The 25,946-nt window shown below is 58.7% G+C and carries 27 protein-coding genes and 3 tRNA genes; 18 read left to right on the forward strand and 12 right to left on the reverse strand.

Going from position 1 to position 25,946, the window contains the following annotated elements:
- Window position 1 precedes the first annotated feature (1 nt).
- Window positions 2-505, reverse strand: coding sequence for a division/cell wall cluster transcriptional repressor MraZ (mraZ, locus tag Q5Y75_RS11445; protein ID WP_306197391.1), 504 nt, complete (start codon window positions 503-505; stop codon window positions 2-4).
- 983 nt (window positions 506-1,488) lie between these two features.
- Here mraZ and Q5Y75_RS11450 point away from each other — a divergent pair.
- Window positions 1,489-1,713: a DUF1127 domain-containing protein gene (locus tag Q5Y75_RS11450; RefSeq protein ID WP_306197392.1), complete on the forward strand. Its 225-nt coding sequence runs from the start codon at window positions 1,489-1,491 to the stop codon at window positions 1,711-1,713.
- A gap of 348 nt (window positions 1,714-2,061) precedes the next feature.
- On the opposite strand, the gene Q5Y75_RS11455 is transcribed toward Q5Y75_RS11450, so the two are convergent.
- The gene (locus tag Q5Y75_RS11455) at window positions 2,062-4,401 is read right to left on the reverse strand and encodes an ATP-dependent helicase (protein WP_306197394.1); all 2,340 of its coding nucleotides are present in this window, start codon (window positions 4,399-4,401) and stop codon (window positions 2,062-2,064) included.
- 186 nt (window positions 4,402-4,587) lie between these two features.
- On the opposite strand from Q5Y75_RS11455, the gene Q5Y75_RS11460 reads away from it, so the two are divergent.
- The 10 genes from Q5Y75_RS11460 (at window position 4,588) to hisH (ending at window position 14,419) form a co-directional block, all read left to right on the forward strand.
- On the forward strand, window positions 4,588-5,028 hold the full coding sequence (locus Q5Y75_RS11460) for a hypothetical protein (RefSeq protein ID WP_306197395.1): 441 nt from the start codon (window positions 4,588-4,590) through the stop codon (window positions 5,026-5,028).
- A gap of 33 nt (window positions 5,029-5,061) precedes the next feature.
- Window positions 5,062-6,384, forward strand: coding sequence for a sensor domain-containing diguanylate cyclase (locus Q5Y75_RS11465; RefSeq protein WP_306197397.1), 1,323 nt, complete (start codon window positions 5,062-5,064; stop codon window positions 6,382-6,384).
- Between the two features lie 271 nt (window positions 6,385-6,655).
- On the forward strand, window positions 6,656-7,807 hold the full coding sequence (locus tag Q5Y75_RS11470; protein ID WP_306197399.1) for an alpha-hydroxy acid oxidase: 1,152 nt from the start codon (window positions 6,656-6,658) through the stop codon (window positions 7,805-7,807).
- 130 nt (window positions 7,808-7,937) lie between these two features.
- Window positions 7,938-11,375, forward strand: a complete 3,438-nt coding sequence (locus tag Q5Y75_RS11475) for a pyruvate carboxylase (protein ID WP_306197401.1) — start codon at window positions 7,938-7,940, stop codon at window positions 11,373-11,375.
- Window positions 11,376-11,450: 75 nt separating this feature from the next.
- On the forward strand, window positions 11,451-11,834 hold the full coding sequence (locus Q5Y75_RS11480; protein WP_306197403.1) for an MAPEG family protein: 384 nt from the start codon (window positions 11,451-11,453) through the stop codon (window positions 11,832-11,834).
- 100 nt (window positions 11,835-11,934) lie between these two features.
- Window positions 11,935-12,009: transfer RNA gene (locus Q5Y75_RS11485), tRNA-Gly, on the forward strand.
- Between the two features lie 32 nt (window positions 12,010-12,041).
- Window positions 12,042-12,116: transfer RNA gene (locus Q5Y75_RS11490), tRNA-Gly, on the forward strand.
- A gap of 94 nt (window positions 12,117-12,210) precedes the next feature.
- Window positions 12,211-13,077, forward strand: a complete 867-nt coding sequence (locus Q5Y75_RS11495) for a GNAT family N-acetyltransferase (RefSeq protein ID WP_306197405.1) — start codon at window positions 12,211-12,213, stop codon at window positions 13,075-13,077.
- A 115-nt stretch (window positions 13,078-13,192) separates the two neighbouring features.
- Window positions 13,193-13,780, forward strand: coding sequence for an imidazoleglycerol-phosphate dehydratase HisB (gene hisB, locus Q5Y75_RS11500; protein WP_306197407.1), 588 nt, complete (start codon window positions 13,193-13,195; stop codon window positions 13,778-13,780).
- The gene (gene hisH, locus Q5Y75_RS11505; RefSeq protein WP_306197409.1) at window positions 13,781-14,419 is read left to right on the forward strand and encodes an imidazole glycerol phosphate synthase subunit HisH; all 639 of its coding nucleotides are present in this window, start codon (window positions 13,781-13,783) and stop codon (window positions 14,417-14,419) included.
- Between the two features lie 16 nt (window positions 14,420-14,435).
- Here hisH and Q5Y75_RS11510 read toward each other — a convergent pair whose 3' ends face one another.
- Window positions 14,436-14,837, reverse strand: coding sequence for a DUF2147 domain-containing protein (locus Q5Y75_RS11510; protein WP_371933256.1), 402 nt, complete (start codon window positions 14,835-14,837; stop codon window positions 14,436-14,438).
- A gap of 133 nt (window positions 14,838-14,970) precedes the next feature.
- Here Q5Y75_RS11510 and hisA point away from each other — a divergent pair, with 133 nt between their 5' ends.
- Window positions 14,971-15,699, forward strand: coding sequence for a 1-(5-phosphoribosyl)-5-[(5-phosphoribosylamino)methylideneamino]imidazole-4-carboxamide isomerase (gene hisA, locus Q5Y75_RS11515; RefSeq protein WP_306197411.1), 729 nt, complete (start codon window positions 14,971-14,973; stop codon window positions 15,697-15,699).
- Here the strand turns inward: hisA and Q5Y75_RS11520 are convergent.
- The 3 genes from Q5Y75_RS11520 to Q5Y75_RS11530 all read right to left on the reverse strand — a co-directional run bounded on the left by Q5Y75_RS11520 (window position 15,696) and on the right by Q5Y75_RS11530 (window position 16,570).
- The gene (locus Q5Y75_RS11520) at window positions 15,696-15,893 is read right to left on the reverse strand and encodes a hypothetical protein (protein WP_306197413.1); all 198 of its coding nucleotides are present in this window, start codon (window positions 15,891-15,893) and stop codon (window positions 15,696-15,698) included. The two genes, hisA and Q5Y75_RS11520, sit on opposite strands and share 4 nt — an antisense overlap.
- A gap of 15 nt (window positions 15,894-15,908) precedes the next feature.
- Entirely contained in the window at window positions 15,909-16,085 is a 177-nt protein-coding gene (locus Q5Y75_RS11525) for a hypothetical protein (RefSeq protein WP_306197415.1), read from the reverse strand.
- 92 nt (window positions 16,086-16,177) lie between these two features.
- Window positions 16,178-16,570: a DUF302 domain-containing protein gene (locus tag Q5Y75_RS11530; protein ID WP_306197417.1), complete on the reverse strand. Its 393-nt coding sequence runs from the start codon at window positions 16,568-16,570 to the stop codon at window positions 16,178-16,180.
- Window positions 16,571-16,741: 171 nt separating this feature from the next.
- Here Q5Y75_RS11530 and hisF point away from each other — a divergent pair, with 171 nt between their 5' ends.
- The 3 genes from hisF (at window position 16,742) to Q5Y75_RS11545 (ending at window position 18,445) form a co-directional block, all read left to right on the forward strand.
- Complete coding sequence (hisF, locus tag Q5Y75_RS11535; protein WP_306197420.1) at window positions 16,742-17,503, forward strand: imidazole glycerol phosphate synthase subunit HisF; 762 nt, start codon at window positions 16,742-16,744, stop codon at window positions 17,501-17,503.
- Entirely contained in the window at window positions 17,500-17,817 is a 318-nt protein-coding gene (locus tag Q5Y75_RS11540) for a phosphoribosyl-ATP diphosphatase (protein WP_306197423.1), read from the forward strand. The genes hisF and Q5Y75_RS11540 overlap by 4 nt, the downstream gene beginning before the upstream one ends.
- Before the next feature lie 67 nt (window positions 17,818-17,884).
- The gene (locus Q5Y75_RS11545) at window positions 17,885-18,445 is read left to right on the forward strand and encodes a hypothetical protein (protein WP_306197424.1); all 561 of its coding nucleotides are present in this window, start codon (window positions 17,885-17,887) and stop codon (window positions 18,443-18,445) included.
- 178 nt (window positions 18,446-18,623) lie between these two features.
- Here the strand turns inward: Q5Y75_RS11545 and Q5Y75_RS11550 are convergent, their stop codons facing one another.
- Window positions 18,624-19,340, reverse strand: coding sequence for a glutathione S-transferase family protein (locus Q5Y75_RS11550; protein ID WP_306197427.1), 717 nt, complete (start codon window positions 19,338-19,340; stop codon window positions 18,624-18,626).
- A 115-nt stretch (window positions 19,341-19,455) separates the two neighbouring features.
- On the opposite strand from Q5Y75_RS11550, the gene Q5Y75_RS11555 reads away from it, so the two are divergent.
- Window positions 19,456-19,833: a winged helix-turn-helix transcriptional regulator gene (locus Q5Y75_RS11555; RefSeq protein WP_306197429.1), complete on the forward strand. Its 378-nt coding sequence runs from the start codon at window positions 19,456-19,458 to the stop codon at window positions 19,831-19,833.
- 102 nt (window positions 19,834-19,935) lie between these two features.
- Here Q5Y75_RS11555 and Q5Y75_RS11560 read toward each other — a convergent pair whose 3' ends face one another.
- From Q5Y75_RS11560 to rlmB, 4 genes are all read right to left on the reverse strand, one after another.
- Window positions 19,936-20,406 (reverse strand): CoA-binding protein, encoded by a 471-nt coding sequence (locus Q5Y75_RS11560; protein WP_306197431.1) that lies wholly within the window; start codon window positions 20,404-20,406, stop codon window positions 19,936-19,938.
- Between the two features lie 200 nt (window positions 20,407-20,606).
- Window positions 20,607-21,053: a YHS domain-containing (seleno)protein gene (locus Q5Y75_RS11565; protein WP_306197434.1), complete on the reverse strand. Its 447-nt coding sequence runs from the start codon at window positions 21,051-21,053 to the stop codon at window positions 20,607-20,609.
- 102 nt (window positions 21,054-21,155) lie between these two features.
- Window positions 21,156-21,281: a hypothetical protein gene (locus Q5Y75_RS11570; protein WP_306197436.1), complete on the reverse strand. Its 126-nt coding sequence runs from the start codon at window positions 21,279-21,281 to the stop codon at window positions 21,156-21,158.
- Window positions 21,282-21,455: 174 nt separating this feature from the next.
- Window positions 21,456-22,232: a 23S rRNA (guanosine(2251)-2'-O)-methyltransferase RlmB gene (gene rlmB / locus Q5Y75_RS11575; RefSeq protein WP_306197438.1), complete on the reverse strand. Its 777-nt coding sequence runs from the start codon at window positions 22,230-22,232 to the stop codon at window positions 21,456-21,458.
- 217 nt (window positions 22,233-22,449) lie between these two features.
- Between rlmB and Q5Y75_RS11580 the strand changes: the two genes are divergently transcribed.
- Window positions 22,450-22,533 (forward strand) — tRNA-Tyr (locus Q5Y75_RS11580).
- A 66-nt stretch (window positions 22,534-22,599) separates the two neighbouring features.
- Window positions 22,600-24,213 (forward strand): site-specific integrase, encoded by a 1,614-nt coding sequence (locus Q5Y75_RS11585; RefSeq protein ID WP_306197440.1) that lies wholly within the window; start codon window positions 22,600-22,602, stop codon window positions 24,211-24,213.
- A gap of 247 nt (window positions 24,214-24,460) precedes the next feature.
- Here Q5Y75_RS11585 and Q5Y75_RS11590 read toward each other — a convergent pair whose 3' ends face one another.
- Window positions 24,461-25,495, reverse strand: coding sequence for a hypothetical protein (locus Q5Y75_RS11590; protein WP_306197442.1), 1,035 nt, complete (start codon window positions 25,493-25,495; stop codon window positions 24,461-24,463).
- Between the last annotated feature and the right edge of the window lie 451 nt (window positions 25,496-25,946).

Genomic DNA, 25,946 nt, shown 5'->3' on the forward strand with positions numbered 1-25,946 from the left:
GTTACGCCCCCCCGGCGCCATCCAGGAACTGCATCGGATCGAAATCGTCGGGCAGATCGTCCATGAAGTCCTCGAACTTGCCCAATTCCTCGACCTCATAGGTCTCGGGCTTCCAGATCTGGAAGGTATCCCCGGTGGAGAAGAAGAAGGCCTCATCCTTGAGATCGATTTTCTTGCGTAGCTTGGCAGGCAGCACCAGGCGTCCGGTCTCGTCCACTGTGGTGGGAAAGGACTGTCCGTGGAACAGGCGCTGCAGCAGCTTGCGCTCCATCGAGCCGCGCGACAGCTGGGCGATCTTGGCATCGACCTCTTCGATGGCTTCCATGGTGTAGCATTCAAGAAAGTTGCGGCGGTGATCGCCATAGACGATGACAAGTTCGGGGTTGCTGCCGGATTGCCAGTTGGGATCGCCCGCCTCCAGAACACGGCGAAACGAGGCCGGGATCGACACCCTGCCCTTGCCGTCCACCTTATGGTGGCTTTCGCCTCTAAACATGCGCGCCAAGCTGACTGTCCCTTTTGCTCGCGCCCCACCAAAACTTTTCCGCCCCCGGAAACGAGATACGGCGGGTTGATCTGCTGCCACTGATCAACCCGCCGCATTGGCCCGCTTTGCGGGAAGTCCGACTGCACGCGCACCTGGGGGGGGGATGTCTGCTCGCCCGCGCGCCGGATCTCTTTGGTCTGATGAAAGCGAGATGCCTGTATGAAACCGTTTTTTGTTCTTACCGGGGTCGTTTGGTGCCCCTTGTCGCCTCGTCCTCATCGGATGAATAAGGGATGACATGGGAATTCATGGAAATCAATAGGAAATTATGAGCAAATTTTAATTTAGGAGCGGAGAGGCACTGTCACAACACATAAGAAATCACACATTTGCCCCACTGAAATACCCTATATGTGACGTTGGATTAAAACTCACACCACATATAGTGCCAAAACGAGCACACCAAAATATCCCATATAATCCCAGAGAAATTTAGCCCCCGTCGGCAAAGGTCCTGATGTTCACTTTATGTTCAAAATATCAAAGGCGAATCAAAGCAATAGTGAGAGGTTTGGAGGCCGCATCGCGCCCCCGGAGGGAGCAAAACCCAAACCCGCCCATGAATTCCCATGCCGTACGTAAAGCAGGCAGAGTCATGTGATCGGCAGAAGCGCGCGAGGTAAGATTGCCCGATTTGCCCAAGACGCAGTGAAGGAACACCGCCCTTATTTCGCACAAGAGACAACCAAAGCGCTGGCGCAGCGCGTAAATGGTAGGCGCACACTTTTTTGTGAGTTTCATGACCCCGATCTTCGGCCATGCGCTAACGCTAACAAAAAAAGGGAGAAAATCGAACTACATGATTTCAATACACAATCCATGCATATTCTGCATAGCAGCATTGATCACGCAAGCCATTGTGCATCCGCAGCATTCGCCTATCTTCAGTCTCAACAGCGCGGGACGATCCCAGCGCAACGACACACGGATGGATGAGCAAAATGGCAGCTACAAACGACTTCAGTGCCGCAAACGGCCTCGAACTTTCCGGCTTCTATGCCGGTATCGAAAACCTCAAAAACCGGTTCGAACAGTACCGCCTATATCGCCGGACACTGAGCGAGCTTTCGGCTCTGTCGGACCGCGACCTCGCCGATCTGGGTATTCATCGCAGCATGATCCGCCAGATCGCGATGGAAGCCTCTTACGACAACCGCGCCGCCTGAGGCGCAAGAGAATAGAATTTCAGCGCCCCTCTCCTCCTCCCTTGGGGGGCTGAAAGCAGCGGCGGCATCCTCCTCCTCCCTGATGCCGTCGCCAAAATACCGGCCCGTGACGCCGGAACCGACACCACCGGGGCCGCTCCTCCTCCCAAGGCTTTCGGTGTTGCAAGAGCGGCGATGCTCCACCTCCTCCCGGGGCATCGCCGTTGCTCAAATACCGGGGTTGACCCGGATGCGGAACACATCAGGTCTTCTCCTCCTCCCTAGGCCTGGTGTTGCAAGAGAGCGGCGGCACCCACCTCCTCCCGGGTGCCGCCGTTTTCGATTCATGCAGTCGGGTTCGAGATTGGCTCAGAAAGGCACGTCGTCGCTGGCATTCAGGAACCGGGCAACAACTTTCTTCAGCCCGGCCTTTTCGAACTCCACCTCGACCTTTTCACCTTCGATGCCGATCACCGCGCCATAGCCGAATTTCTGGTGAAACACGCGCTCGCCCAGGGTGAAACTGGCCACAGCATCCATGTCGATCACCGTATTGCGGTTCTCTTTTGGCTGCGACATGCCGTATTGACCCTGCCGCGCCTGCAGGCGTTTCCATCCCGGTGAGTTATAGACATTGGCCTCGGCCGCGCGGGTCTCGATTCCCTGCGCGCTGAATCCGCCGCCAGCGCCGCCATAAAGACCGGGTGGCGTCAGCACGTCGACATGGGCCTCGGGCAGTTCATCGATGAATCTGGACGGCATGGAGTTCTGCCACTGGCCAAAGACCCGACGATTCGCGGCAAAAGAGATCGTACAGACCTCTTCGGCGCGGGTGATGCCCACATAGGCCAGCCGCCGTTCCTCTTCGAGGCCCTTGATCCCCGATTCGTCCATGCTGCGCTGAGAGGGGAACAGCCCGTCCTCCCATCCCGGAAGGAACACGGCGGGAAATTCCAGCCCCTTGGCAGCGTGCAGCGTCATGATCGAGACCTTGGCCCCTCCATCGTTTTGCTCGTTATCCATGATCAGGCTAACATGTTCGAGGAAGCCCTGCAGGTTCTCGAACCCTTCCAGCGCCTTGATCAACTCCTTGAGGTTTTCCAAGCGCCCCGGTGCCTCGGGAGTCTTGTCGTTCTGCCAGAAGCCCGTATAGCCGGATTCGTCCAGAACGATCTCAGCCAGTTCCATATGGGTCAGGTCCTTGTCACCCGCCATCCGGCCCCAGCGGGCCAAACCCTCGACCAACTCGCGCAGAGCGCCGCCGCCCTTGCCCTTGATCGCACCCTGCTCGACTGCAAGGCGCGCGCCCTCAACCAGTGACACACCGTTTGCGCGCGCGGTCATCTGGATGGTCTGCTGCGCCTTGTCACCAAGGCCGCGTTTGGGCGTGTTCACGATCCGCTCGAAGGCCAGATCATCCTCGGGGCTGACCACCAGCCGGAAATAGGCCATGGCATCGCGAATCTCCATCCGCTCATAGAACCGTGGCCCACCGATCACGCGATACGGCAGCCCGATGGTCAGGAACCGATCCTCGAATGCGCGCATCTGGTGGCTGGCGCGCACAAGAATCGCCATTTCATCCAGGTTCATGGGCCGCACACCACGGGTGCCGCCCTGCATCGCGTCAATTTCCTCGCCGATCCAACGCGCCTCTTCTTCGCCATCCCAATGGCCAATCAGGCGGACCTTTTCGCCCTCTTCCGCCTCGGTCCAAAGCTCCTTGCCCAGCCGCCCCTGATTGCCGCGGATCACGTTCGACGCGGCCGCCAGAATATGCGGGGTGGAGCGATAATTCTGCTCCAGCCGCACCACATGAGCGCCCGGAAAATCCTTTTCGAACCGAAGGATGTTGCCCACTTCGGCTCCGCGCCAGCCATAGATCGACTGGTCATCATCGCCCACGCAGCAGATGTTCTTATGCGCGCCCGCCAGCAGCCGCAGCCACATATATTGTGCGACATTAGTGTCCTGATACTCATCCACGAGGATGTAGCGGAACCAGCGTTGATATTGCTGCAACACATCCTCATGGCTCTGGAAGATAGTGACCATGTGTAAAAGCAAATCGCCGAAATCGACGGCGTTCAACTCGCGCAGGCGGGTCTGGTATTGCGCATAGAGCTCAACGCTCTTGTGGTTATAGGCTCCGGCATCGGCCGAGGGCACCTTGTCGGGCGTAATCGCGCGGTTCTTCCAGTCATCGATGATACCCGCCAGCATGCGCGCGGGCCAGCGTTTGTCATCGATATTGGCGGCCTGCACCACTTGTTTGAGCAGGCGTAATTGATCGTCGCTGTCGAGGATGGTGAAGTTCGATTTCAGGTTCACCAACTCGGCATGGCGACGCAGCAGTTTCACGCAGATCGCGTGGAAGGTCCCCAGCCAGGGCATCCCTTCGGCAGGCTGGCCCAGCATGCGCCCGACCCGCTCTTTCATCTCGCGAGCGGCCTTGTTGGTGAAGGTCACTGCCAGAATCTCGTTCGGACGGGCAGATCCGGTGTTCAGCAGATGCACGATCCGGGTGGTCAGCGCCTTGGTCTTACCGGTGCCCGCGCCCGCCAGCATCAGCACCGGGCCATCCAGCAATTCAACGGCATCCCGCTGTGCCGGGTTCAGATCGTCAAGATAGGGTGTCGGGCGCGCACCCATGGCGCGGGCGGAGAGAGATGCGTGTTCGAACGCCTCTAGTTCGTCATGGCTGCTCATGGCGCGTAAACTACGCCGGTACGCATCAATTGGAAAGAGTTTGTTCACCTCTTGTTCGTGCGAAATTCGAGTTTCTGACAAACTCTGAACAATTAGAACAAAATCCGCGTCAATCCGCGTGACCGCGTTTACAAATTGTCAAACCCGGCCCCGGCACAGTCTTGCTCAGGCTCTAGGGGACTCGAGATGGCAAATACTTCGATGACGCGGCGTGTCAAACGACTGCTGTCGCGGCTGAGCATCGGTCTGGCTGTTCTTGCGGTGCTCGCCGCAGCCGCCTGGGGTGCCTTACGCGGTGCCAATCCAATCGTCGACAGGATGATCGAGGCTGATATCCGGCACCAGTCCGGTGTCTGGCAGCGGCAGGTGACGTCTTTCATCACCAACCTGCAAGAGACATTTGGTGAGGGCGAAGTTGCGCAACAAGACCTTGAGTTGCTGCATCTTGTTCCGCAAACCTCCGATATCTTCCGGCTGCAGATTTATGATGCGACCGGCAAGCCTAACTGGTCTTCCGCCGGGCCGCACAGTCACGCCCCGGCCCTGCACCCCGAAAGACGCGGCACGACGGTCAGCGGCGAGACATTCTTCGATCTCTCCAGCCGCTCGGCGCTAGAGGTGCTTTAAACCGAAACCAGCGCCATCGCCCGCTCGGATCAAATGAGAGACGTTGCTGAAACCGTCACCCCGGTCACCAGCGGCGGCGCCTATCTGGGCGCGCTGGAGTTCTTCACCGACGTCACTGAATTGCGTAAGACATTCCTGGAGCGTGTGCAGCCGCTGATGTTTCTGATAAGCGGTTTGGTCGTTACCTCCATCTTCATGGTCTTATTGGTGGTCTATCGCGCCAACCGCATGCAACTGCGCACCCTCAGCAATCGCAATGACAAGGAACGCAAGCTGATGGAAGATCAGCTGCGCCTGGCACGAGAGGTGCGGCTGCTGGGTGAGTTGAACGAATGGCTGCAATCCAGCCGCTCGTTGGATGAGCTGTTTGATATGGTATCCCGGTTCATGACCCATATTCTGCCCGGAGCCGAGGGCAGCGTGTATGTCTATTCCAATTCCCGTGACGTGCTGGACGGATGTGCCAGTTGGAATGGCGGGTCGCATAAAGCACATATTCACCCCGAAGGATGCTGGGGCCTGCGCCGCGGGCGCACCTATGAGTTTGGCGCCTCAGAGATCGATTTTGTTTGCGAACATGCCGAACCACATGACGGGCGGCCGTATTTCTGCTTTCCGATTCTGGCGCATGGCGAAACGGTGGGATTGCTGCATCTGCGCTCTCATGAAGGCCGCGGAGAGGAGTTTCACAGCAGCAGAAAGCTGGCGCAGCTTTGTGCGGAACAGATCAGCATGGCGATCGCAAATGTGCGGATGCGGGATCAGTTGCACGATCAGTCGGTGCGCGACCCTCTGACCGGGCTGTTCAATCGTCGCCACATGACCGAATCCCTGCGCAAGGGCATCAGTCGCAGCCAGCAGACGGGTGCGCCGCTAAGCCTGATTGCCGTCGACGTCGATCACTTCAAGAAGTTCAACGACACGCACGGGCACGATGCAGGTGACATGGTCTTGCGGGCTGTGGGTGCGGCGCTGGAGCAGGGCTGTGACCGGGACGAGGTCGCCTGTCGCATTGGCGGAGAGGAGTTCGTACTGATCCTGCCGGACAACACCCCCGATGATGCCATGATGCGCGCCGAACAACTCCGGCAAGCCGTCGAGGCGGTCTCGGTCCGATATGGAGAGAAAGCCCTGCCGCGCATCACCATTTCAGTTGGCGTTGCGCATTATCCGGCGCATGGCACCATACCGCAGGATCTGCTGCGCGCGGCAGATGACGCGCTTTGTAACGCCAAGGACAAGGGCCGAAATCAGGTGCAGGTCGCTGGATCGACGCAAGCTGATGCCTCGGGCAATGACGGGTCGGATAAGCACAAGATAAAGCACCAGACACCACCACCGGCGACGGCCGCCTGAACGCATTGCCGATTTCCACGAGTTCGGATCAACCCTCGTTCAGATTCTTGCGAAACGGGAACGAGCGCTCGGCATCGCGAGACCTAACGGCGCGACGCCCTCAAGGCCCCTGTTTGGCCACACCGTCCGAGACTCTGAACGCATAACGCAACGTGAATGAATCAAAAGAAAGTACATATCGGGTTTCGGAAAGCGGACCTGACCGAATAGCAGCCATTCGCTGACAGGATAAGTCTGGACTTGTCGCCGCGACGCAGCGTAAAAGCCGCCCATGGATTTGCACAGCACCTATCCCGGCATTGCTGATCTGAAAGAAAAGGCGCAACGTCGCCTGCCGAAATTCGTCTGGGACTATCTCGACAGCGGGACCGGGGCCGAGAATGGCAAGGCGCGAAACCGACAGGCACTCGATCAGATCGGGTTTCTGCCGCGCATCCTGAAAGGTCCGATGCATTTCGATCTGACCACTCGGTTTCTGGATCGCAATTATCCCCTTCCCTTTGGTGTTGCTCCGGTCGGCATGTCCGGCCTTGTCTGGCAGGGCGCGGAACAGGCGCTTGCCCAAAGCGCCGCGCAAGCGGGCATCCCCTATGTCCTGTCCACCGTGGCCAGCCAGAGCCCTGAAGATATGGCCCCCCATATCGGACCCGAGGCGTGGTTTCAGCTCTATCCGCCAAAGGACCCCGAGATTCGGCAAGACCTGCTGAACCGGGTCAGGCAGGCAGGGTTTTCGACCCTGGTCTTGACCGTGGATGTGCCGACCGCCTCACGCCGCGAGCGGCAGACCCGGTCCGGGCTGACCCACCCGCCCCGACTGACGCCACGCCTGCTGGCGCAGATCGCACAGCGGCCTGCCTGGGCGACAGCAATGGCGCGTGGCAGCAGGCCGCGCATGCGCACATTGGACAAATATATCTCGGGGCAGGACAACCTGCCGCCGACCGCCCATATCGGATATCTACTGCGGGCGTCCCCGGACATGGAATATGTGACATGGCTGCGCGACCATTGGGAGGGGCCGCTTATCATCAAAGGGGTCCTGCGCGCAGAAGACGCAGACCCGCTGCAACGGGCAGGCGTGGACGCGCTCTGGGTCTCGACCCATGGCGGGCGCCAGTTTGACGGCGCGCCCGGCGCGCTCGACAGGGTGCCGGAGATCCGCGCCGCCACCGATCTGCCGGTGATATTTGACAGCGGTGTCGAAGGGGGGCTGGATATCCTGCGCGCGCTGGCCCTGGGCGCGGATTTTGTCATGCTCGGCCGGGCGTTTCACTATGGTCTGGCCGCGCTGGGGGCCAGCGGCCCGGATCACGTGATCGACATTCTCAAGAGCGATATGGAAGCGAATATGGGCCAGTTGGGGGCGCAATCCCTGCGCGATCTGCCCGCGCCCATGGCCTTGCGACCCCTCGCACCCCCATGAAAAGACGCGGCTGGTGAGATTCTAGCCGCTTGCCGACACATAAATGCCGTTTCTACCCAGAACTCCCAATATACTTGACGCTACGACAGGCTTACAAATCGGCCAACTCGACAATGACGCGGGACATCCAATGACTGACTTCAAGAAAATCCTGATTGCCAACCGAGGCGAAATTGCCATCCGCGTGATGCGCGCCGCCAATGAGATGGGCAAGAAAACCGTCGCCGTTTATGCCGAGGAGGACAAGCTGGGCCTGCATCGCTTCAAGGCGGATGAAGCCTATCGGATCGGCGAAGGCATGGGCCCGGTTGCGGCCTATCTCTCGATTGACGAGATCATTCGCGTAGCCAAGGAATGTGGCGCGGATGCGATCCATCCCGGCTATGGCCTCTTGTCCGAGAACCCCGATTTCGTGGATGCCTGCACCAAGAACGGCATCACCTTCATCGGCCCCAAGGCCGAAACCATGCGCGCGCTTGGCGACAAGGCCAGCGCCCGACGGGTCGCGGTCGAGGCCGGCGTGCCGGTGATCCCGGCAACCGAGGTGCTGGGCGATGACATGGATGCGATCCGCGCCGAGGCGGCTGAGGTCGGCTATCCGCTGATGCTGAAAGCGTCATGGGGCGGTGGCGGCCGCGGGATGCGTCCGATTTTTGGCGAGGACGAACTGGAAGAAAAGGTTCTGGAAGGCCGGCGCGAGGCTGAGGCCGCCTTTGGCAATGGCGAAGGCTATCTGGAAAAGATGATCACCCGCGCCCGCCATGTCGAGGTGCAGATCCTCGGTGACAAGCATGGCGGCATGTATCACTTGTTCGAGCGTGACTGCTCGGTCCAGCGCCGTAACCAGAAAGTGGTCGAGCGCGCCCCTGCCCCGTACCTGTCCGAGGAACAGCGCGCCGAGATTTGCGATCTGGGCTACAAGATCTGCAAACACGTGAATTACGAATGCGCAGGCACGGTCGAGTTCCTGATGGATATGGCGACTGGCAAGTTCTACTTCATCGAAGTGAACCCCCGCGTGCAGGTCGAACATACCGTCACCGAAGAGGTGACCGGCATCGACATCGTGCAATCACAGATACTGATCGCCGAGGGCAAGACCATTGCCGAAGCGACCGGCAAACCCAGCCAGGACGACGTGCAATTGAACGGTCACGCCTTGCAGACGCGGATCACCACCGAGGACCCGCTGAACAACTTCATCCCCGATTACGGTCGGATCACCGCCTATCGCTCGGCCACGGGCATGGGCATTCGCCTGGATGGCGGCACGGCCTATGCGGGCGGTGTGATCACACGCTACTACGATTCGCTGCTGACCAAGATCACAGCCTCGGCCCAGACCCCGGAAAAGGCGATTGCACGGATGGATCGGGCGCTGCGAGAGTTCCGTATTCGCGGTGTCAGCACCAATATCGCCTTTGTCGAGAACCTGCTGAAACACCCCACTTTCCTCAGCAATGAATACACCACCAAGTTCATCGACGAGACCGCCGAGCTGTTCAGCTTCAAACAGCGCCGCGACCGGGGCACCAAGGTTCTGACCTATATCGCCGACATCACGGTGAACGGGCATCCCGAAACCAAGGACCGGCCCGAACCCCGCGCCGATCTCAAACCCGCCGTGGCCCCCGCCAAAAAAGCCGAGCCGATGATGGGCACTCGCAACCTGCTGGAGCAGAAAGGCCCGCAAGCCGTCGCCGACTGGATGAAAGCGCAGCGGCAGCTTCTGATCACCGACACCACCATGCGTGACGGGCACCAGTCGCTACTGGCCACACGGATGCGCTCGATCGACATGATCAAGGTGGCGCCCAGCTATGCCGCCAACCTGCCGCAGCTTTTCTCGGTGGAATGCTGGGGCGGTGCGACTTTTGACGTGGCCTATCGCTTCCTGCAGGAATGCCCGTGGCAGCGGTTGCGCGACCTGCGCGAGGCGATGCCAAACCTGATGACCCAGATGCTGCTGCGCGGGGCCAATGGGGTGGGCTACACCACTTATCCAGACAACGTGGTGCAGGAATTTGTCCGGCAGGCTGCCAAAAATATCGACGTGTTCCGCGTGTTCGACAGCCTGAACTGGGTCGAGAATATGCGTGTCGCGATGGATGCGGTGATCGAGAGCAACAAGATCTGCGAAGGCACCATCTGCTATACCGGCGATGTGTTGGACCCGGATCGCGCCAAGTATGACCTGAAATACTATGTCGATATGGGCAAGGAACTACGTGATGCGGGCGCCCATGTGCTGGGTCTGAAAGACATGGCCGGGCTGCTCAAACCGGCTGCGGCCCGCGTCCTGATCAAGGCGCTCAAGGAAGAGGTGGGTCTGCCCATCCATTTCCATACCCATGACACGGCCGGCATTGCCAGCGCGACGATTCTGGCCGCTTCCGAGGCCGGGGTGGACGCGGTAGATTGCGCCATGGACGCCTTCAGCGGTAATACCAGCCAGGCCACGCTCGGCACCGTGGTCGAGGCGCTGCGCCATACCGACCGCGATACTGGGCTGGACGTGAAGGCAATCCGCGAGATCAGCGACTATTTCGAAGCGGTGCGCGGCCAGTATGCCGCGTTTGAAAGCGGCCTGCAGGCCCCGGCCTCAGAGGTGTATCTGCACGAGATGCCCGGTGGTCAGTTCACCAATCTCAAGGCGCAGGCACGCTCGCTGGGTCTGGAAGAGCGCTGGCACGAAGTGGCGCAGATGTATTCGGATGTGAACCGCATGTTCGGCGATATCGTCAAGGTCACGCCCTCGTCCAAAGTGGTGGGTGATATGGCGCTGATGATGGTCAGCCAGGGACTTAGCCGCACCGATGTCGAGAACCCCGAGACTGAGGTGTCCTTCCCCGATTCGGTGATAGACATGATGCGCGGCAATCTGGGTCAGCCTCCGGGCGGCTTCCCAGACGTGATCCTGTCCAAGATCCTTAAAGGCGAGCGGCCCAATACCGAGCGTCCCGGCAAGGACGTGCCGCCCGTCGATCTGGAAGAAACACGCGCCAAGATAAGCGCAGAGCTTGAGGGCAAGAAAGTCGATGACGAGGACCTGAACGGGTACCTGATGTATCCCAAGGTTTTCATGGATTATATGGGCCGCCACCGCACCTATGGCCCGGTCCGCACTTTGCCCACACGCACCTTCTTTTACGGCATGGAACCTGGCGAAGAGATCAGCGCCGAGATCGATCCCGGCAAGACGCTGGAAATCCGCTGTCAGGCCGTCAGCGAGACGGACGAAAAAGGCGAGGTCAAGGTTTTCTTCGAACTCAACGGCCAGCCGCGCGTGATCCGGGTGCCCAACCGCCTGGTCACATCCAAGACCGTGCAACGGCCCAAAGCCGAACCAGGCAACGCCAATCATGTTGGTGCGCCGATGCCCGGCGTGGTGGCCAGCGTTGCGGTACAGGCGGGCCAGAGAGTCAGCGAGGGCGACCTGCTGCTGACCATCGAGGCGATGAAGATGGAAACCGGCATCCACGCAGAGCGCGACGCGGTGGTCACCGCACTGCATGTCCAGCCCGGCGGCCAAATCGACGCAAAAGATCTGCTGGTTGAACTGGAATAACATGCTATCTGCCAAGCGACCCTGCGCCGATATCAGTTGGCGCAGGGTCGGGTACAACAGACCGGGGCAAAGCGCATGATATCCGTAACACCGATTTACGCAGCTCTCATCGCCATTCTTTATGTGGCGCTCAGCGCCAATGTGATTGTCCGGCGTGGGCGGCGGCGCATTTCAATGGGCCATGGCGGCGACGATGATCTGATGAAGGCGATGCGGGCGCATGGGAACTGCGCCGAATACGCGCCCTTTGCCCTGCTCTTGCTGCTGATGGCGGAATGGCAGGGCGCGGGGCATTGGTATCTGCACCTGCTGGGACTGTCGCTGCTGCTTGGGCGCGTGTTGCACGCGTATGGCTTCGGGCGGGCCGACCCGATCCTGCTGCTGCGCCAGATCGGCATGCTGCTGACCTTTGCAACGATCCTGCTCGCGGCGCTGACAAACCTGGCTCTCGCGCTCTAATGTTGACGCCGGGTGGCGCAACGGCAAAAAGTTTCCGCACCAACCATTTTCCCCTTGCAGGGACTGGCGGGACTTTATATCTCCCTCCTCACTCAACCGGGCGGGCGTAGCTCAGGGGTAGAGCATAACCTTGCCAAGGTTAGGGTCGGGCGTTCGAATCGCCTCGCCCGCTCCAGTTGAGACCCCAGGCCGATTGGCCAAATGGATGCGGGCGTAGCTCAGGGGTAGAGCATAACCTTGCCAAGGTTAGGGTCGGGCGTTCGAATCGCCTCGCCCGCTCCAAATTAAACTCTCTTCAGATTTTCGCATGGCCCTAGTAGCATCGCGCGATGGGTCACATCTATGGTGTCTGTACGATCCGAAGCGAGGTGCCCCCATGTCTGATTACGTCATTCGACCCATGACCCCCGAACAGGTGCAAACCGCCGTCGACTGGGCCGCGGGCGAAGGATGGAACCCCGGCCATCATGATGCCACCTGTTTTCGATCCAGCGACCCGGACGGCTTTTTGGGCGGCTTTCTGAATGGCGAGATGATCGCATCCGCGTCTTCGGTAAACTATGACGACGCCTTTTCGTTTCTGGGGTTTTACATTGTCCGCCCCGAATTTCGCGGTTCAGGCTATGGGTTGCAGGTCGCCGAGGCGGTCAAGGCCCGCTGCGAAGACCGCAATATGGGGATGGACGGTGTCGTCGAGCAGCAGGACAACTATCGCAAGTTCGGCTTTAAGCTGGCTTATGACAATTATCGCTTTTCCGGCACGGTTTCCGGCATCCTTTCCAAATTGGGACATCAAGACAGCGAAGGCATTCTTCCGCTTGCCAGCGTCAGTGAAGACCTTCGCGCCTATGACCGGATGATGTTTCCCTCTGCGCGGGATGTGTTTCTTAACGACTGGCTGAGCGCGCCAAGCCATATCTCGCGCGTCTGCCTGGAGAACGGCCAGATCAAAGGCTATGCAACGCTGCGGCCTTGTCACACCGGCTACAAGGTCGGGCCGCTCTTTGCGGATGATCCCGATATCGCTCGCGCATTGCTGGCATCCCTGCTTCGGGCGGTCCCGAAAGAACATCAGGACCAGGACGTGTTTATCGACATGCCTCGACCAAACACGTCTGCCTTTGCGTTGGTGGATCAACTCGGGCTGGACAAGGTTTTTGAAACAGGCCGCATGTATTCAAGCCATGCGCCCGATATCGACCTGAACCGAATCTATGGGATCACCAGCTACGAACTGGGCTAGAGGATGATGCCGAACCAGCCTGTTTCGGCGCAACACTTCGTCACCGGATGGTATCGCGGGCTGGTAATTCCGGCAGCGGCGGGACTATAAGCGCGCGGAACAAAGGGATTTCGCCATGCGCCGCGCCACGATCAGCCGCAAGACCGCAGAAACCGAGATTTCCGTCGAAATCGACCTCGACGGGACCGGTCGCTATGACATTCAGACCGGGGTCGGGTTCTTTGACCATATGCTGGATCAACTGTCGCGCCATTCGCTGATCGACATGACTATCTGGGCCAAGGGCGACACGCATATCGACGATCACCACACGGTCGAGGATACCGGCATCGCGCTGGGTCAGGCGCTGGCCGAGGCTCTGGGTGAAAAAACCGGCATCTGTCGCTATGGCGAATGCCACCTGCCGATGGATGACGCCCAGGTGCGCTGCGCATTGGACCTGTCGGCGCGCCCCTTTCTGATCTGGAATGTTGATCTGCCGACACCCAAGATCGGCAGCTTCGACACCGAGCTGGTACGCGAGTTCTTTCAGGCCTTCAGCACCCATGGCGGCATCACGCTGCATGTGGACCAGTTGCACGGGTTGAACAGTCACCACATCGCCGAGGCCGCCTTCAAGGCGGTGGCCCGCGCGCTGCGCGCGGCGGTCGAGACCGACCCGCGCAAAGCGGATGCCGTGCCGTCGACCAAAGGTACGCTCTAGATGCTGACTGCCATCATCGACTACGAGTCGGGCAATCTGCATTCCGCCGAAAAGGCGTTTCAGCGCATGGCGCTTGAGATGGATGCGGGCGAGGTTGTGGTGACCTCGGACGCGGATGTTGTCGCCCGCGCTGACAGGCTGGTACTGCCCGGTGACGGTGCCTTTCCAGCCTGCGCGGCCGAGTTGCGCGGGCACAAGGGTATCCATGACGCGATGGTCGAGGCGGTCGAAGATCGCGGTCGGCCCTTTCTGGGCATCTGCGTCGGCATGCAACTGATGGCGACCACCGGCCACGAATACCAAGAGACGGCGGGCCTTGGCTGGGTGTCAGGCGATGTGGTGAAGATCGAACCAGAAGACAGCGCGCTGAAAGTGCCGCATATGGGCTGGAACGATCTGGTGATCAACAGCGACCACCCGATCTTTGCAGGCATCAAGACCGGCGATCATACCTATTTCGTGCATTCCTACCAGTTCCGCGTCACCAACCCGGCAGAGCGGCTGGCCCATGTCGACTATGGCGGTGAGGTCACTGCCGTCATCGGGCGAGACACGATGATCGGTATGCAGTTCCATCCGGAAAAGAGTCAGGCGACCGGCCTGCGCATGATCGGAAACTTCCTGAACTGGCGCCCCTGACGGGGCGCCCTGCGCATCACTGGACGCGAGTCCAGTCCTGGCCTTTGCAGACCAAACCGCCTGCGACGCAACCTTTGACGGTCAGCGTGTTGCCGTTGAGGCTCATCTTCGATTTGTAGGTTTTGTCCGCTTCCGGGTCCCAGATCTTGCCGCCGCTATACTCACCGTTTCCGTCCGGCACCATGTCCCAGATCATCTGCTTGCCGTCATGCTCGTAATTCAGCTCTTCGTCGCCGGAGGCATTGAACGCATTGTCGATCGTGCCACAGATGGCGCTGCCGCAGGGCGCGATGGACACATGCAGATAGCCGCCTCCGTCACCTGTGCCCGTCTTCCAGATGCCGTCGACCGGATCGGCATGGGCGGCTGCCGCGAAACCCACCAGCGTCACAGCGGTAAGGATCGTTTTCTTCATCATGAGTGTCCTCCTGTTGACTGCAGCCACTGTGAGCAAATGCACGATTCAGGCAAGAGGTACGTTGGGTCGCGTTGCATCCCCTGCGCGTGCTGTGCCATATCCCCGGCTAAATCAGCAGAAGGCCGCTTATCCCATGATCCTATACCCCGCCATCGATCTCAAGGACGGTCAGGCCGTGCGGCTTTTGCGCGGCGAGATGGAGGCAGCGACGGTGTTCAACGACGACCCCGCCGCGCAGGCCCGCGCCTTTGTTGAAGCGGGTTGCGAATGGCTGCATCTGGTCGATCTGAACGGGGCCTTTGCGGGTGAGCCGGTCAATGCGGCCCCGGTCGAGGCGATCCTGCGTGACTGCGGCGTGCCCGCACAGTTGGGCGGCGGCATCCGCGACATGGCCACGATCGAGGGATGGCTCGACAAAGGGCTGGCCCGCGTCATTCTGGGCACGGTCGCCGTCGAAAACCCCGATCTGGTGCGCGAGGCCGCGCGCGCCTTTCCCGGCAAAGTGGCCGTGGGCATCGACGCCCGCAATGGCAAGGTCGCCACCAAGGGCTGGGCCGAGGAAACCGATGTCGAGGTCACCGATCTGGCCCGGCAATTCGAGGATGCCGGCGTTGCCGCGATCATCTATACCGATATCAACCGCGACGGCGCGATGCAGGGCCCCAATATCGAGGCCACCGCCGCGCTTGCCCGCGCCATCTCGATCCCGGTGATCGCCTCGGGCGGGGTGTCGTCGATCAACGACCTGATCGCCCTGCGCGATTGCGGCGCGGACCTGAACGGCGCAATCTCGGGCCGCGCGCTGTATGATGGGGCGATTGACCTGTCTGAGGCGCTGACCAGCTTGTCGCAACACGCCTAATATTTGCTGGAATTGTCCCCGGCAGGTCGTAGAATGGTCCAGACATTCGTCAGCTTCCGGTCCCCGTGATAGGGCTGGATCGTGGTTTCGTCGACGCGCTCCAGCCGCCAGCAACCAGTGCCGCTTCCCCAATCCTCGCACCATAGATCGCGATGGATCGACCAGTTGGAGGTATAGTCCCTCTGACCGAACACCCCCGTCGCGCCGCCCTAGTGATCATAGGTCTGAACCCACCGGGTGGAGCCATCCTCGTTCGATATTCCCGACAGAACCGCCCCGGGGAGTGTGGCCAGCATCTCCTCAGCATCCATGATCCCATCCGCAATCAAGGGCGTGGCGAAGCAAAGCGCCAGCGTGGCGGAGACTGCAAAACGGAGAAAGAACATGTGGTCCCCTCAAAACGTGATGCCACATCCTAAACAAAGAAGGGCGGATACCCAAATATCCGCCCTGCCCGTCAGTCTTTGAGGTACGGCGTTTACTGCGCCGCAGCGGCTGTCAGCTTCTTCAGCGCGCCCTGCATGACTTCGACCGCCGGAGAGTTCTCGACATCGTCCAGCTCGTCAAAGGTCTCTTTGGGGTCTTCATAGCTTAGCCAGACCTGCCCTTGCGCATCCTCATAGGCCTGCACTTTGAGCGGCAGAAACAACCCTGCCAGCGGGTCAATCTTCATCGCCGGTGTGCCAATCTTCGGATTGCCGAAAATCAGAACCTGATTGGCCGGAATGCTGTCGCCGATCTTCTCGGCTCCCGCCGCATGATCGATGCGCGCAAACACGGTCGCGCCCGCATTGCCGATCGCCGCTTCGAGCGCATCCAGCGCCTCTGCCACCGATTTGTCGGTCTTTACCTTGATAATATCGTCCGCCATTGCCGTAACCGTACTTCCAAATGTGAGTAATGCTGCCAAAAACAGACCACGCATGATGTCTTTCCCTCTATGACTTCCCGTTCAATTTCCACGGCTTAGACCCATAATACAATCACAAGTCTGGCATCGGCGAAGCTTTGCCGCTAGGAGGGGCGCAACAAAGGATGGCTCATGCTGAAAACACGCATCATTCCCTGTCTTGATGTCGCCGATGGCCGGGTGGTCAAGGGCGTCAATTTCGTTGGCCTGCGCGATGCGGGCGATCCGGTGGAATCGGCCAAGGCCTATGATGCGGCAGGTGCGGACGAGATCTGCTTTCTGGACATCCACGCCACGCATGAAAACCGCGGCACCATGTTCGATGTGGTGCAACGCACCGCCGAGCAGTGTTTCGTGCCGCTAACCGTGGGCGGCGGGGTTCGTACCCGCGAAGATGTGCGCGCGCTACTGCTGGCGGGGGCCGACAAGGTCAGCTTCAACTCCGCCGCCGTGGCCAACCCGGATGTGATTGCCGAGGCCGCCGACCAGTTCGGCAGCCAATGCATCGTCTGCGCCATCGACGCCAAGACCGTCTCGCCCGGCAAGTGGGAGATCTTCACCCATGGCGGACGCAAGCCCACCGGCATCGACGCGGTGGAGTTCGCCCGTACCGTAGTCAGCAAGGGCGCAGGTGAAATCCTGCTGACCTCGATGGATCGTGACGGCACCAAGGCCGGGTTCAACCTGCCCCTGACCCGCGCGATCAGCGATGCGGTGGACGTGCCCGTGATCGCCTCGGGCGGGGTCGGCAATCTGGATCATCTGGTCGAGGGCGTGACCAAGGGCGGCGCCAGTGCCGTGCTGGCGGCCTCGATCTTTCATTTTGGCGAATACACAATACATGAGGCCAAGGCGCATATGACCGCCGCAGGTATCCCGATGAGGCTGACATGAGCATTTTGCACGACCTAGCTGCCACAATCGCGGCGCGCAAAACCGCGGATCCCGACAGCAGCTGGACGGCCAGGCTTTTGGCCAAGGGACCCGAGAAATGCGCCGAAAAGTTCGGTGAAGAAGCGGTCGAGGCTATCATCGAAGCGGTCAAAGGGGACCGCGACGCGCTGACTACTGAGGCGGCAGATGTGCTCTATCACCTACTGGTCATGCTGGAAGCGCGGGATGTATCGCTTGAGGCGGTGCTGGACGAGCTGGCGCGGCGTCAAAACATGAGCGGTCTTGCCGAAAAAGCCACACGATCCGGCGATTGAATTGCAACCCACTGCCGAACACGGCAGGAAGCGGGTAAATTCACCGCGATTCACACGGGATGACGTCATGATACGAGTGTTCAAGTCCGCCTTGGCCCTGTTGGTAGTGGCTCTGATCAGCGCCTGTACCCATCAGCCCATCACCGTGGACCGCGCTGATGTCGACCTGCTGGCGCAGGAGATTCGCTCGCTCGGCCCTGAGGTCAATCCCGAAGAAGCAGAGCGCGCCGCGCGTATTGCCTATGGCTATTCCGCCCAATTGGCGCAGGAATATGACATCACCGATCCGCCGATTGTTCATAACGCCAAGGTCAATTCCGGCCTCAAGGAGCGCGGCTTGTGTTACCAATGGGCCGAGGATATCGAAGCGCGGCTCAAGCAGGAGAATTTTCAGACCCTGACCATGCACCGCGCCATTGCCGAACCGCGCAACGGGTTTCGGGTCGATCACAGCACCGCCATCATCAGCAGGAAGGGCGACGGGTTTAAGGACGGAATCGTTCTCGACCCCTGGCGCGGGGCCGGTGAGTTGCACTGGATGCCAACCCTTGAAGATGCCCGCTATGACTGGGAGGCGCGCCTGGAAGTGCTGGAAAGAAGGCGCCGCCGCTTAGAAGCCAGAAACTGAGTCTTCCGAATAGCGGCCATGTGCTGATAAGTTCGGACAAAAGCCGGGGCACCGTCCGCACAAAGTCTTCATTGGTCATATCTGAGTCGCATTGTCCGCAGGCCGGTATGAGCCCGGTGTAGCAAGGAGTGCCGACTTCCGATTTTCCACACCAACGAAAACCTTTCTGCATTCATCATCAAGTTCTCACGTCACCCGCAAAACGCGCAGCGTTTTCTTTCGCAAATGCAGTGGCGTCAGCGTCGACATCCCAAAACTGCGGATTGGCTTTAGGAATGGATAACGCCTTTTGCACGGCCGGGCGGGCGTTGATCCGTTCGAACCAAGCCTGCAAATGCGGCAAGCCGTCTACGCTTGCGCGAGCCCAGACATAGGCGCGTGCCCAGGGATAGGTCATCATATCCGCGATAGTGTACTCATCCGCCGCAAGCCAATCGCGACCGTCGAGACGCGTGTCCAAAACCTCAAGCAACCGGCGCGATTCATCCACGTATCGCTTTATCGAAAACGGCTCCTCATGCCCGTTGGGCGCAGCGATGTGTTGGAAGTACATGGCCTGTCCCATCATCGGGCCAACGTGACCCACTTGGAAAAACATCCATTGCATGACCTCAGAGCGCTTCAGCGGATCATCCGGAAGAAACTTGCCGTATTTCTCCGCCAAATGCCAAAGAATGGCACCGCTTTCGAAGATGGCGCGATCCTCGTCACGGTCGACGATCGTCGGGATTTTTCCGTTTGGGTTAAGCCGCAGATAGTCAGGTGCTTTCTGTTCCTGCTTCGAGAAATCCACGGCGGTAACGTCGTAAGGCACGCCGGCTTCTTCCAGGAAAATGACCGGTTTATAGCCGTTCATTGTTGCGGCGGTGTAGAGGTGAATTGCGGGTTGGGCCATCATCAATCTCCGATCAGGGGTCACAAGCGTCGAGACCAGACCAAAGCTGCGCACAAAGCGAAGAAATTCAACTAGTATACTTTTTGTAACCTGCTCCAGCGAGGAGACAAGACCAATGGATGCCCGCATAAGACAAGACCAAAATGGCCGCAAAACCGTCGACAACACATGCGTAACGCCCTGCGCGATAGAACGTGGCATGCGGATCATTGGTGGGAAATGGACCGGATCAATCCTGTGGCATCTCAAGGACGGCCCGGTGCGCTTCAACGACCTCTCGCGCATGATCGGCGGCGCCAGCAAGAAAATGATCACCGAACGGCTTCGCCAGTTAGAGGCGCAGGGACTGGTGCACCGGGAGGTCGCCAAAACGAAGCCGCTATCGGTGGTCTACGAAGTAACGGAATTCGGTCGAACGGCACTCGGTTTCCTCGACGAGCTTCGCAGGTGGAGCGAAAATCTACCCATTGAGAAAGGTAACTCGGAACTCTGAACGGTTTTTGATGCCAATCTGAAGCTGACATTTGTGTTCGGAACGTGAAGAATCGCTCGGTGTCCACAAAGCGGACGCGCAGCATCAACACAAGCCGTTTGCTTATAGCTTGGACGAGATAATCCCGGTGGCGAATCCACCCATGCGCAATTCGCCAAACAAGCGCTGGTATTCGATCTTGGGGCAACGGTTCTGGATCACATCGATGCCTCTCGCCTGGGCGCGCGCAGCAGCCTCTGCATGTTGGACGCCGATCTGCATCCAGATGGTGCGCAGTTTGGGAAAGACCTCGATTGCCTCATCAACGATCGGCGGCACTGCTTCGGAGCGGCGGAAGATATCGACCATATCGACCGGTTCGGAAATGTCGCCAAGCCCGGCGCGGACGGTCTCGCCAAACAGTTCTTTGCCCGCATGGCCGGGATTGACAGGGATCACCCGGAACCCTTTCAGCCCCAAATAGCGGGCCACGTAGTAGCTGGGCCGCACCGGGTTCATCGACACGCCCACCACCGCGACCACCTTCGTGCGCTGAAGGATATCCTTGAGATATGCGTCATCATAGGTGCTCATAAAGCTCCTTAACCCGTCCCGCCCAAAGAAAAAAGCGCCCAGGAAATCCTGGGCGCAAGGTATGGAACGAGGGACAGTGAAATGACGCGCGGAAGTTCCTGTCCGCGGTCACAATGTGAGGTATGTGTAGCCCCGCGAAATAAAAGAGGGAGATGCCATTTTCGTGACAGCGCGTGGGTCAACTGGCGGATTTCCGCCGATCAGCCGTAAAGGACCGAAGGCCAGTTTGCCTCGGCCCGTACGATATTGGCCTCGGGATCGCGCATCCACTCCCGATCCACGGCGTTTGAATGAATCAGATAGAGTTTGTCATTCACGATATGCCAGATCTTTGGATCGGTCGTGGTCAGAAAGCCCTGCGAGACAGCGTAAGCGCAATAGCCGCCAAATTGCGGAGCATAGGCGCGTGGATTGGCCTCGAAAGCCTCGCGATTGGCATGGCTGGCAAACCGCCAGATCGCATGCTTCCACATCAGCGCATTTTCGGGATGGCCCGCAATAGGCCCGCCACTGGTGAAATAGGACACCGTGTCAAAGCCCGATATTGCTGCGCCCTGATCCGAAAAGATCATAGGCGAGGCAGCGCGCGCTGCAGGGGCAAGAACGAAGGCTCCCAACCCGGCTAGGATAGTGCGTCTGGTTGGCATTCCGGCATGAATCATAGTTGCGATTGGGCTAAAATGCCCGCTTCGCCACAATTATTAAAGCCCGGTTACGGGGATGTGATTTGGATGTGTTCGACTCCAGCGTCAGTCGAAGACGTCTTCGACCACGTCCCAGGCCTCTTCCAGGACCCGCGAGAATAGCGATTTGCGCTTCTTGACCTTTCGCTGCACCTTCTTGCGCCGATCTGAGGGGATGCTGGCGGTCGACACGCTTTTTTTCTGACTCTTTTGCCGGTTACACGGCAGCATTTTCAGGTCATGCAGCGGCGCGCCGCAGGCTGAACAACTCAACTCGTGCCGATCCTGCCCTCTCAGGACCAGCGCAGCCCGGGTGCCGCAATAGCAGCAAGTGGCGATTTTCTGCGGACTTGAAATGGCTGCCTCCTATCGTGGTTGAGAGGCAAATAGGGCGATCGCCGCCGCATTTGAGACGTTGAGCGAGCCAAAACCGCCCGCCGCGTCGATTTTGACCAGCTTGTCGACCGTTTCTTTCGTCTTTTGCCGCAACCCCGGCCCCTCGGCCCCCAATACCAACGCCACCGGCTGTGCCTTTTGATCGCCAAGAGACTGTTCTATGGTCTCCTCAGCCTCTCCATCCAGCCCCAGCACCAGAAAGCCCATGCCCTGTAATTCGGTGATGGCATCGGCCAGATTTCGGACCCGCAGATAAGGCTGGCGTTCCAGCGCGCCACTGGCGGTTTTGGCCAGCGCGCCGGTTTCGGGCGCTGAATGATGCCTTGTCCCGACCACAGCACTGGCGCCCAGCACCTCGGCCGAGCGCAGGATCGCGCCCACGTTGTGAGGGTCCGTGACCCGGTCCAGCAGGATCACTCGCGGGTTTTCAGCCCCGATGCAGTTTTCCGCCAGCCCCCCCCAGTTCAGCGGCCGCACCTCTAGCGCCGCCCCCTGATGGACCGAGCCGGGATCAATGGGCGCGCTGAACTTGCGCGGGTCGACGATCTCGGGCTCAATCCCACCCTCGGCAATCGCCTCGAGCAGCTTGTCGCGCGCGTTGAGCGTCACCAGCAGGCGCAGTTTCTGCCGCGCCGGGTTGCGCAGCGCATCGCGCACCGCATGCAAACCGAAGAGCCACACGGTCTCACTGCCAGCCGCTTTGCGCGCCTGCTCTTTCTCAACGACCCATTTGGGTTTCTTGGCCATGTCACGCCCATCCGCATTGTGATCCGGCGCAGATAGCAGATGTGCGGGCGCTGGGAAACAGGCTCTTCCAGACTGGTTCGCCAACCGGCTTCAGGCATGAGTTTTCGCCGCAAAACCAGGTGCGCAGAACCAACGCGGCGGCGGCATTGAGAGCATCGCAAATTCGTCATTTTCCGGTTGACGGCTTCTGCCCGCTTGTCTATCTCCCCTGCTTGTTGGGCGACAGGCCGCAAGGTGTGGCAGGGGACTGTAACTCCCTCGCGGAGACGCACGCCTGGTTCGATTCCAGGGTCGCCCACCATTCCTCACAAGATCAAGCGCTTAGACCGCAATGCCTCCCGGTGCGACACATTGGTGAGACACAACAATGCGTTTGGCATCCTATCTCTTCACGTCCCGACACGGTGTTTTCTACTTCCGTTGGCCCATTCCGGCAGAGCTTCACCCACAGCGCCGGAGAAGCGACATAAAGGTGTCGCTGGGCACCAGATCACCCAGCACCGCCCAGCGCCTCTCACGCGTGCTCGCCGTGGCTGGACAATCTACGGCAATGGCGGCATCTACCCGCCGCATGCGATATGATGAAATCCGCGCCCATGTCCGCGAGCACTTCCAAGATCTGCTGACGAAGTTCAGAGAGCGCACTGCTGAGACTGGACCGGTCGATGGTGTCGGGCTGGATGCGCTGAGGGCCGCTGAAACCATCTCCGGCGATGATCCTGAGTGGTGGGCTGACATATTCACAGAAGGCGGCCAGAATGGCTTCCTGCGGTCTTTCTGTGCACGTCGCGGCATTCAAGAGGCCGACCTTACACGAGGCGACAAAGACCACCTGTTGGATGAACTCAGGAAGGGCCACAACGCCTATGCCAAAGCCGCCATTGCGCACAACGCAAGCCTTGATAGCCTAGACCTAGAAACGCCAATGAGCGCGCCCCTGCGAGCCGACCAGCCCAGAGTTGAAGTTGCGGTCTTTAAGGATGTCGTCGCCAAGTATTTCAATGAAATGACACGCGCAGAGGCGCACGCCGCCAAGACCGAAAGCGAGAAGCGCGATGCGCTCGGCCTACTCGGGCAGATCACGGACGACAAGCCGCCAGCCCTTATGACCAAGGCCGATGCGCAGAAGGTGAAAGACGTTCTGTTGCGGCTTCCCAAGAACCGGAACAAAGCTGCTCTGACCCGCGACCTGACCCTTGACGAGATGTTGGAACTTAAAGGTGTGGACATCATCTCGGCTCGTACCGTCAATGCCTACATGAGTGCCATGCAGACCTTTTCAAAGTGGGCTGTGGACAATGGCTACGCCACGGAGAACTACTTTACAGGCATGCGCGTCAAGGTCTCCAAGAAGATAAACGACCAAAAGCGTGAAGCGTTCTCGACTGAGCAATTGCGCACTCTGTTCCACCATCTTACCGAGGACCCGGACGGACTGGTGCGCAAGGACGAACACAAGTGGGGCACGCTGATCGGTATGTTCTCGGGCATGCGTCTCAACGAGGTGGCTCAGCTTGAGGTCAAGGACATCAAACAGGTCGATGGCGTGTGGTGCATCGACGTGACCGAGGACGGCGACAACAACAAGCGCATTAAGAACGCTTCGTCCCAAAGACGAGTGCCGGTGCACCAACGCCTAATCGACTGCGGCTTGCTGGAGTTTGTTGAAGCGCAACAGGACACTCGTCTATTCCCACGACTGACCTACTCTGCCCAAAACGGCTACGGTCGCAATATAGGAAGGTGGTTCAACGAGAAGCTGCTGCCCGCTCTGGACATGAAGCAACCGGGTCTTGTGTATCACAGCTTGCGACACTCAATGATTACCCGGCTGAACCAGTCCGATGTGCAGGATACCCGCGTGAAGGCGATTGTCGGGCATTCTCAATCAGGCGTGACCTTCGATGTCTACTTCAAAGATGGGTTTAAGCCAGCGCAGTTGAAAGAGGCTATCGACCGGTTTGAATTTGGTACTGGATAGCATCGTCGCGTGTCATGACTTCAGCGCCACACTGATCTAGCGTCCATATGTCATATTGACTTCTGAGAGATGGTGGAGCCTAAGGGAAACGCCGCCGAACGCCTAATGCACTGATGGTAAGCACTATTGTCGTGTGGTGGCTTGCTGTGTGTTTCACCCTAGTGTTAAACCCACTTTTAGACATGCCGCTCAGTTAGACAGTGTTCACTAGTAGTGGAGGGTTCGATCTCCGCTCTGCACTTCAGGCTTAGCAACCCCAGAACAGCTTGTTTGCGAGAGTTGGAGCACGTCCTTCACGTATGCACGTAAGTTTGGCCTCCAATTCGTTGTCTAAATTCAACGGTTCCAGGTGTCGAACGCCACCACCAGTACCGTCGTAGCTCCTCGCTACAAATATGCCGTCAAAAGCCAACACCGTACCATACTCTCCAGAACGGTATTGTTCTGCACGCAGGTGTCTTCGTCTTGGAAGATATATTGAGTAGGAGTAGGCCCAAAATTCTGGTAGTACCGCCATTATCTGGTAGCCCTCAGTCCAGATTTCTGGCGCATCCAGCCCCCACCACTCTTTACGTTCTTCCATTCTGTAAGCTTCAAAAATTGCCCAACCATAAACATCGTCTGGGTTTGGTGAATAATTTGGGTTGACTACTAATTCGATGCCTCCGTCGTCTTTTTCATTCATCAAGAACTCCGGCTCGCGTTCGCTCATTTTTTCCCACGGTGGCTGTATCCAGTTATCAACATCGCCGTCCAAACGCGTCACTTCCCTTTGGCATTCACATGCGTTACAGTATCTTTCGATTTTTGCTTGCACATATACCGGACGCCCGTCCAATTCCTCTATTAAGTCCACGAAATCAGATAGTTGAGTTGCTTCATCAAAATAGACCCAAGGTGCGGTCAAGTCGTCATTGACGCCACAAAACAAGGACAGTTCAACTCGTTCCAAAGCTTGGTCCTCGCCAACGGCATGACCAATTATGCGATCACCAATGCGGCTTGCGAGCAGAATTGCAAAAGATAAGACTGCTAAAAGGATCAAGAATAGCGACAGTCCTCTAAGGCCGATGTTTACGTCTCTGCCTCCAGCAATCCCGCCTCTATCCGCTGTCACGTTTAAGTTGCCATTCGGTGGCTTGGCGGGCTTAGGAGAATAAAGGAGCTTTAGTACGGCCCAAAGCCCGGCGGCAATCGCGGCTATTCCACCAGCGATCCAGCTGATCGTGTCCTGATTGTTTGGCGAGGACAAGAACTCCCAAATGCTCTCCATAATAATCAAACCACCAATCTAAACCTCTATTCACAAGCATAGTAGAACAGGATGCGACGAATTGTAGGGAAAGTTAATTCTTGACTGTCAAGCTGGATCGGTTTGGCAAACGTGCGTTGCAGTTAGCAACTTTCGGACCTTGAACAAAGAGAGCTTTCGGGTCGGAAAACGCTGTTCACGTTGACCCTGAGCAGCATTTGTCTCCGATCAAAGCAAAGCTGAAAGGAACCGCCCAATGTCCCTTCTCTCAATACTCTTCGGAGGCGGCAAAAAGTCCGAGCTCGAGCCGGTCGCGTACAAAGGACTTGAAATCTGCCCCGACCCAATCGCCGAAGGTGGCAAGTACTGACTTTCGGCCCGAAAAAAACCATCGACGGAGATCGCAAGATCCATGCAGTGATCTGGGCGGATGTCCTTGAAAGCCGAGATCAGGCTGAAAGCCTTAGCATCGCAAAGGCTA

The organism is Ruegeria discodermiae, from assembly GCF_030758345.1.
GTDB lineage: Bacteria > Pseudomonadota > Alphaproteobacteria > Rhodobacterales > Rhodobacteraceae > Ruegeria_C.

Excerpts from the sequence above, each read along its gene's own strand:
- Q5Y75_RS11540 (WP_306197423.1), top strand. The coding sequence starts at position 17,500 with ATGAGCATTTTGCACGACCTAGCTGCCACAATCGCGGCGCGCAAAACC.
- hisF (WP_306197420.1), top strand. The coding sequence starts at position 16,742 with ATGCTGAAAACACGCATCATTCCCTGTCTTGATGTCGCCGATGGCCGG.
- Q5Y75_RS11545 (WP_306197424.1), top strand. The coding sequence starts at position 17,885 with ATGATACGAGTGTTCAAGTCCGCCTTGGCCCTGTTGGTAGTGGCTCTG.
- Q5Y75_RS11480 (WP_306197403.1), top strand. The coding sequence starts at position 11,451 with ATGATATCCGTAACACCGATTTACGCAGCTCTCATCGCCATTCTTTAT.
- Q5Y75_RS11470 (WP_306197399.1), top strand. The coding sequence starts at position 6,656 with ATGGATTTGCACAGCACCTATCCCGGCATTGCTGATCTGAAAGAAAAG.
- Q5Y75_RS11565 (WP_306197434.1), bottom strand. The coding sequence starts at position 21,053 with ATGCCAACCAGACGCACTATCCTAGCCGGGTTGGGAGCCTTCGTTCTT.
- Q5Y75_RS11530 (WP_306197417.1), bottom strand. The coding sequence starts at position 16,570 with ATGGCGGACGATATTATCAAGGTAAAGACCGACAAATCGGTGGCAGAG.
- Q5Y75_RS11495 (WP_306197405.1), top strand. The coding sequence starts at position 12,211 with ATGTCTGATTACGTCATTCGACCCATGACCCCCGAACAGGTGCAAACC.
- Q5Y75_RS11475 (WP_306197401.1), top strand. The coding sequence starts at position 7,938 with ATGACTGACTTCAAGAAAATCCTGATTGCCAACCGAGGCGAAATTGCC.
- Q5Y75_RS11555 (WP_306197429.1), top strand. The coding sequence starts at position 19,456 with ATGGATGCCCGCATAAGACAAGACCAAAATGGCCGCAAAACCGTCGAC.
- Q5Y75_RS11510 (WP_371933256.1), bottom strand. The coding sequence starts at position 14,837 with ATGATGAAGAAAACGATCCTTACCGCTGTGACGCTGGTGGGTTTCGCG.
- Q5Y75_RS11465 (WP_306197397.1), top strand. The coding sequence starts at position 5,062 with ATGAGAGACGTTGCTGAAACCGTCACCCCGGTCACCAGCGGCGGCGCC.
- Q5Y75_RS11550 (WP_306197427.1), bottom strand. The coding sequence starts at position 19,340 with ATGGCCCAACCCGCAATTCACCTCTACACCGCCGCAACAATGAACGGC.
- rlmB (WP_306197438.1), bottom strand. The coding sequence starts at position 22,232 with ATGGCCAAGAAACCCAAATGGGTCGTTGAGAAAGAGCAGGCGCGCAAA.
- Q5Y75_RS11450 (WP_306197392.1), top strand. The coding sequence starts at position 1,489 with ATGGCAGCTACAAACGACTTCAGTGCCGCAAACGGCCTCGAACTTTCC.
- hisB (WP_306197407.1), top strand. The coding sequence starts at position 13,193 with ATGCGCCGCGCCACGATCAGCCGCAAGACCGCAGAAACCGAGATTTCC.
- Q5Y75_RS11455 (WP_306197394.1), bottom strand. The coding sequence starts at position 4,401 with ATGAGCAGCCATGACGAACTAGAGGCGTTCGAACACGCATCTCTCTCC.
- Q5Y75_RS11525 (WP_306197415.1), bottom strand. The coding sequence starts at position 16,085 with ATGTTCTTTCTCCGTTTTGCAGTCTCCGCCACGCTGGCGCTTTGCTTC.
- hisH (WP_306197409.1), top strand. The coding sequence starts at position 13,781 with ATGCTGACTGCCATCATCGACTACGAGTCGGGCAATCTGCATTCCGCC.
- Q5Y75_RS11460 (WP_306197395.1), top strand. The coding sequence starts at position 4,588 with ATGGCAAATACTTCGATGACGCGGCGTGTCAAACGACTGCTGTCGCGG.
- hisA (WP_306197411.1), top strand. The coding sequence starts at position 14,971 with ATGATCCTATACCCCGCCATCGATCTCAAGGACGGTCAGGCCGTGCGG.
- Q5Y75_RS11560 (WP_306197431.1), bottom strand. The coding sequence starts at position 20,406 with ATGAGCACCTATGATGACGCATATCTCAAGGATATCCTTCAGCGCACG.
- Q5Y75_RS11585 (WP_306197440.1), top strand. The coding sequence starts at position 22,600 with ATGCGTTTGGCATCCTATCTCTTCACGTCCCGACACGGTGTTTTCTAC.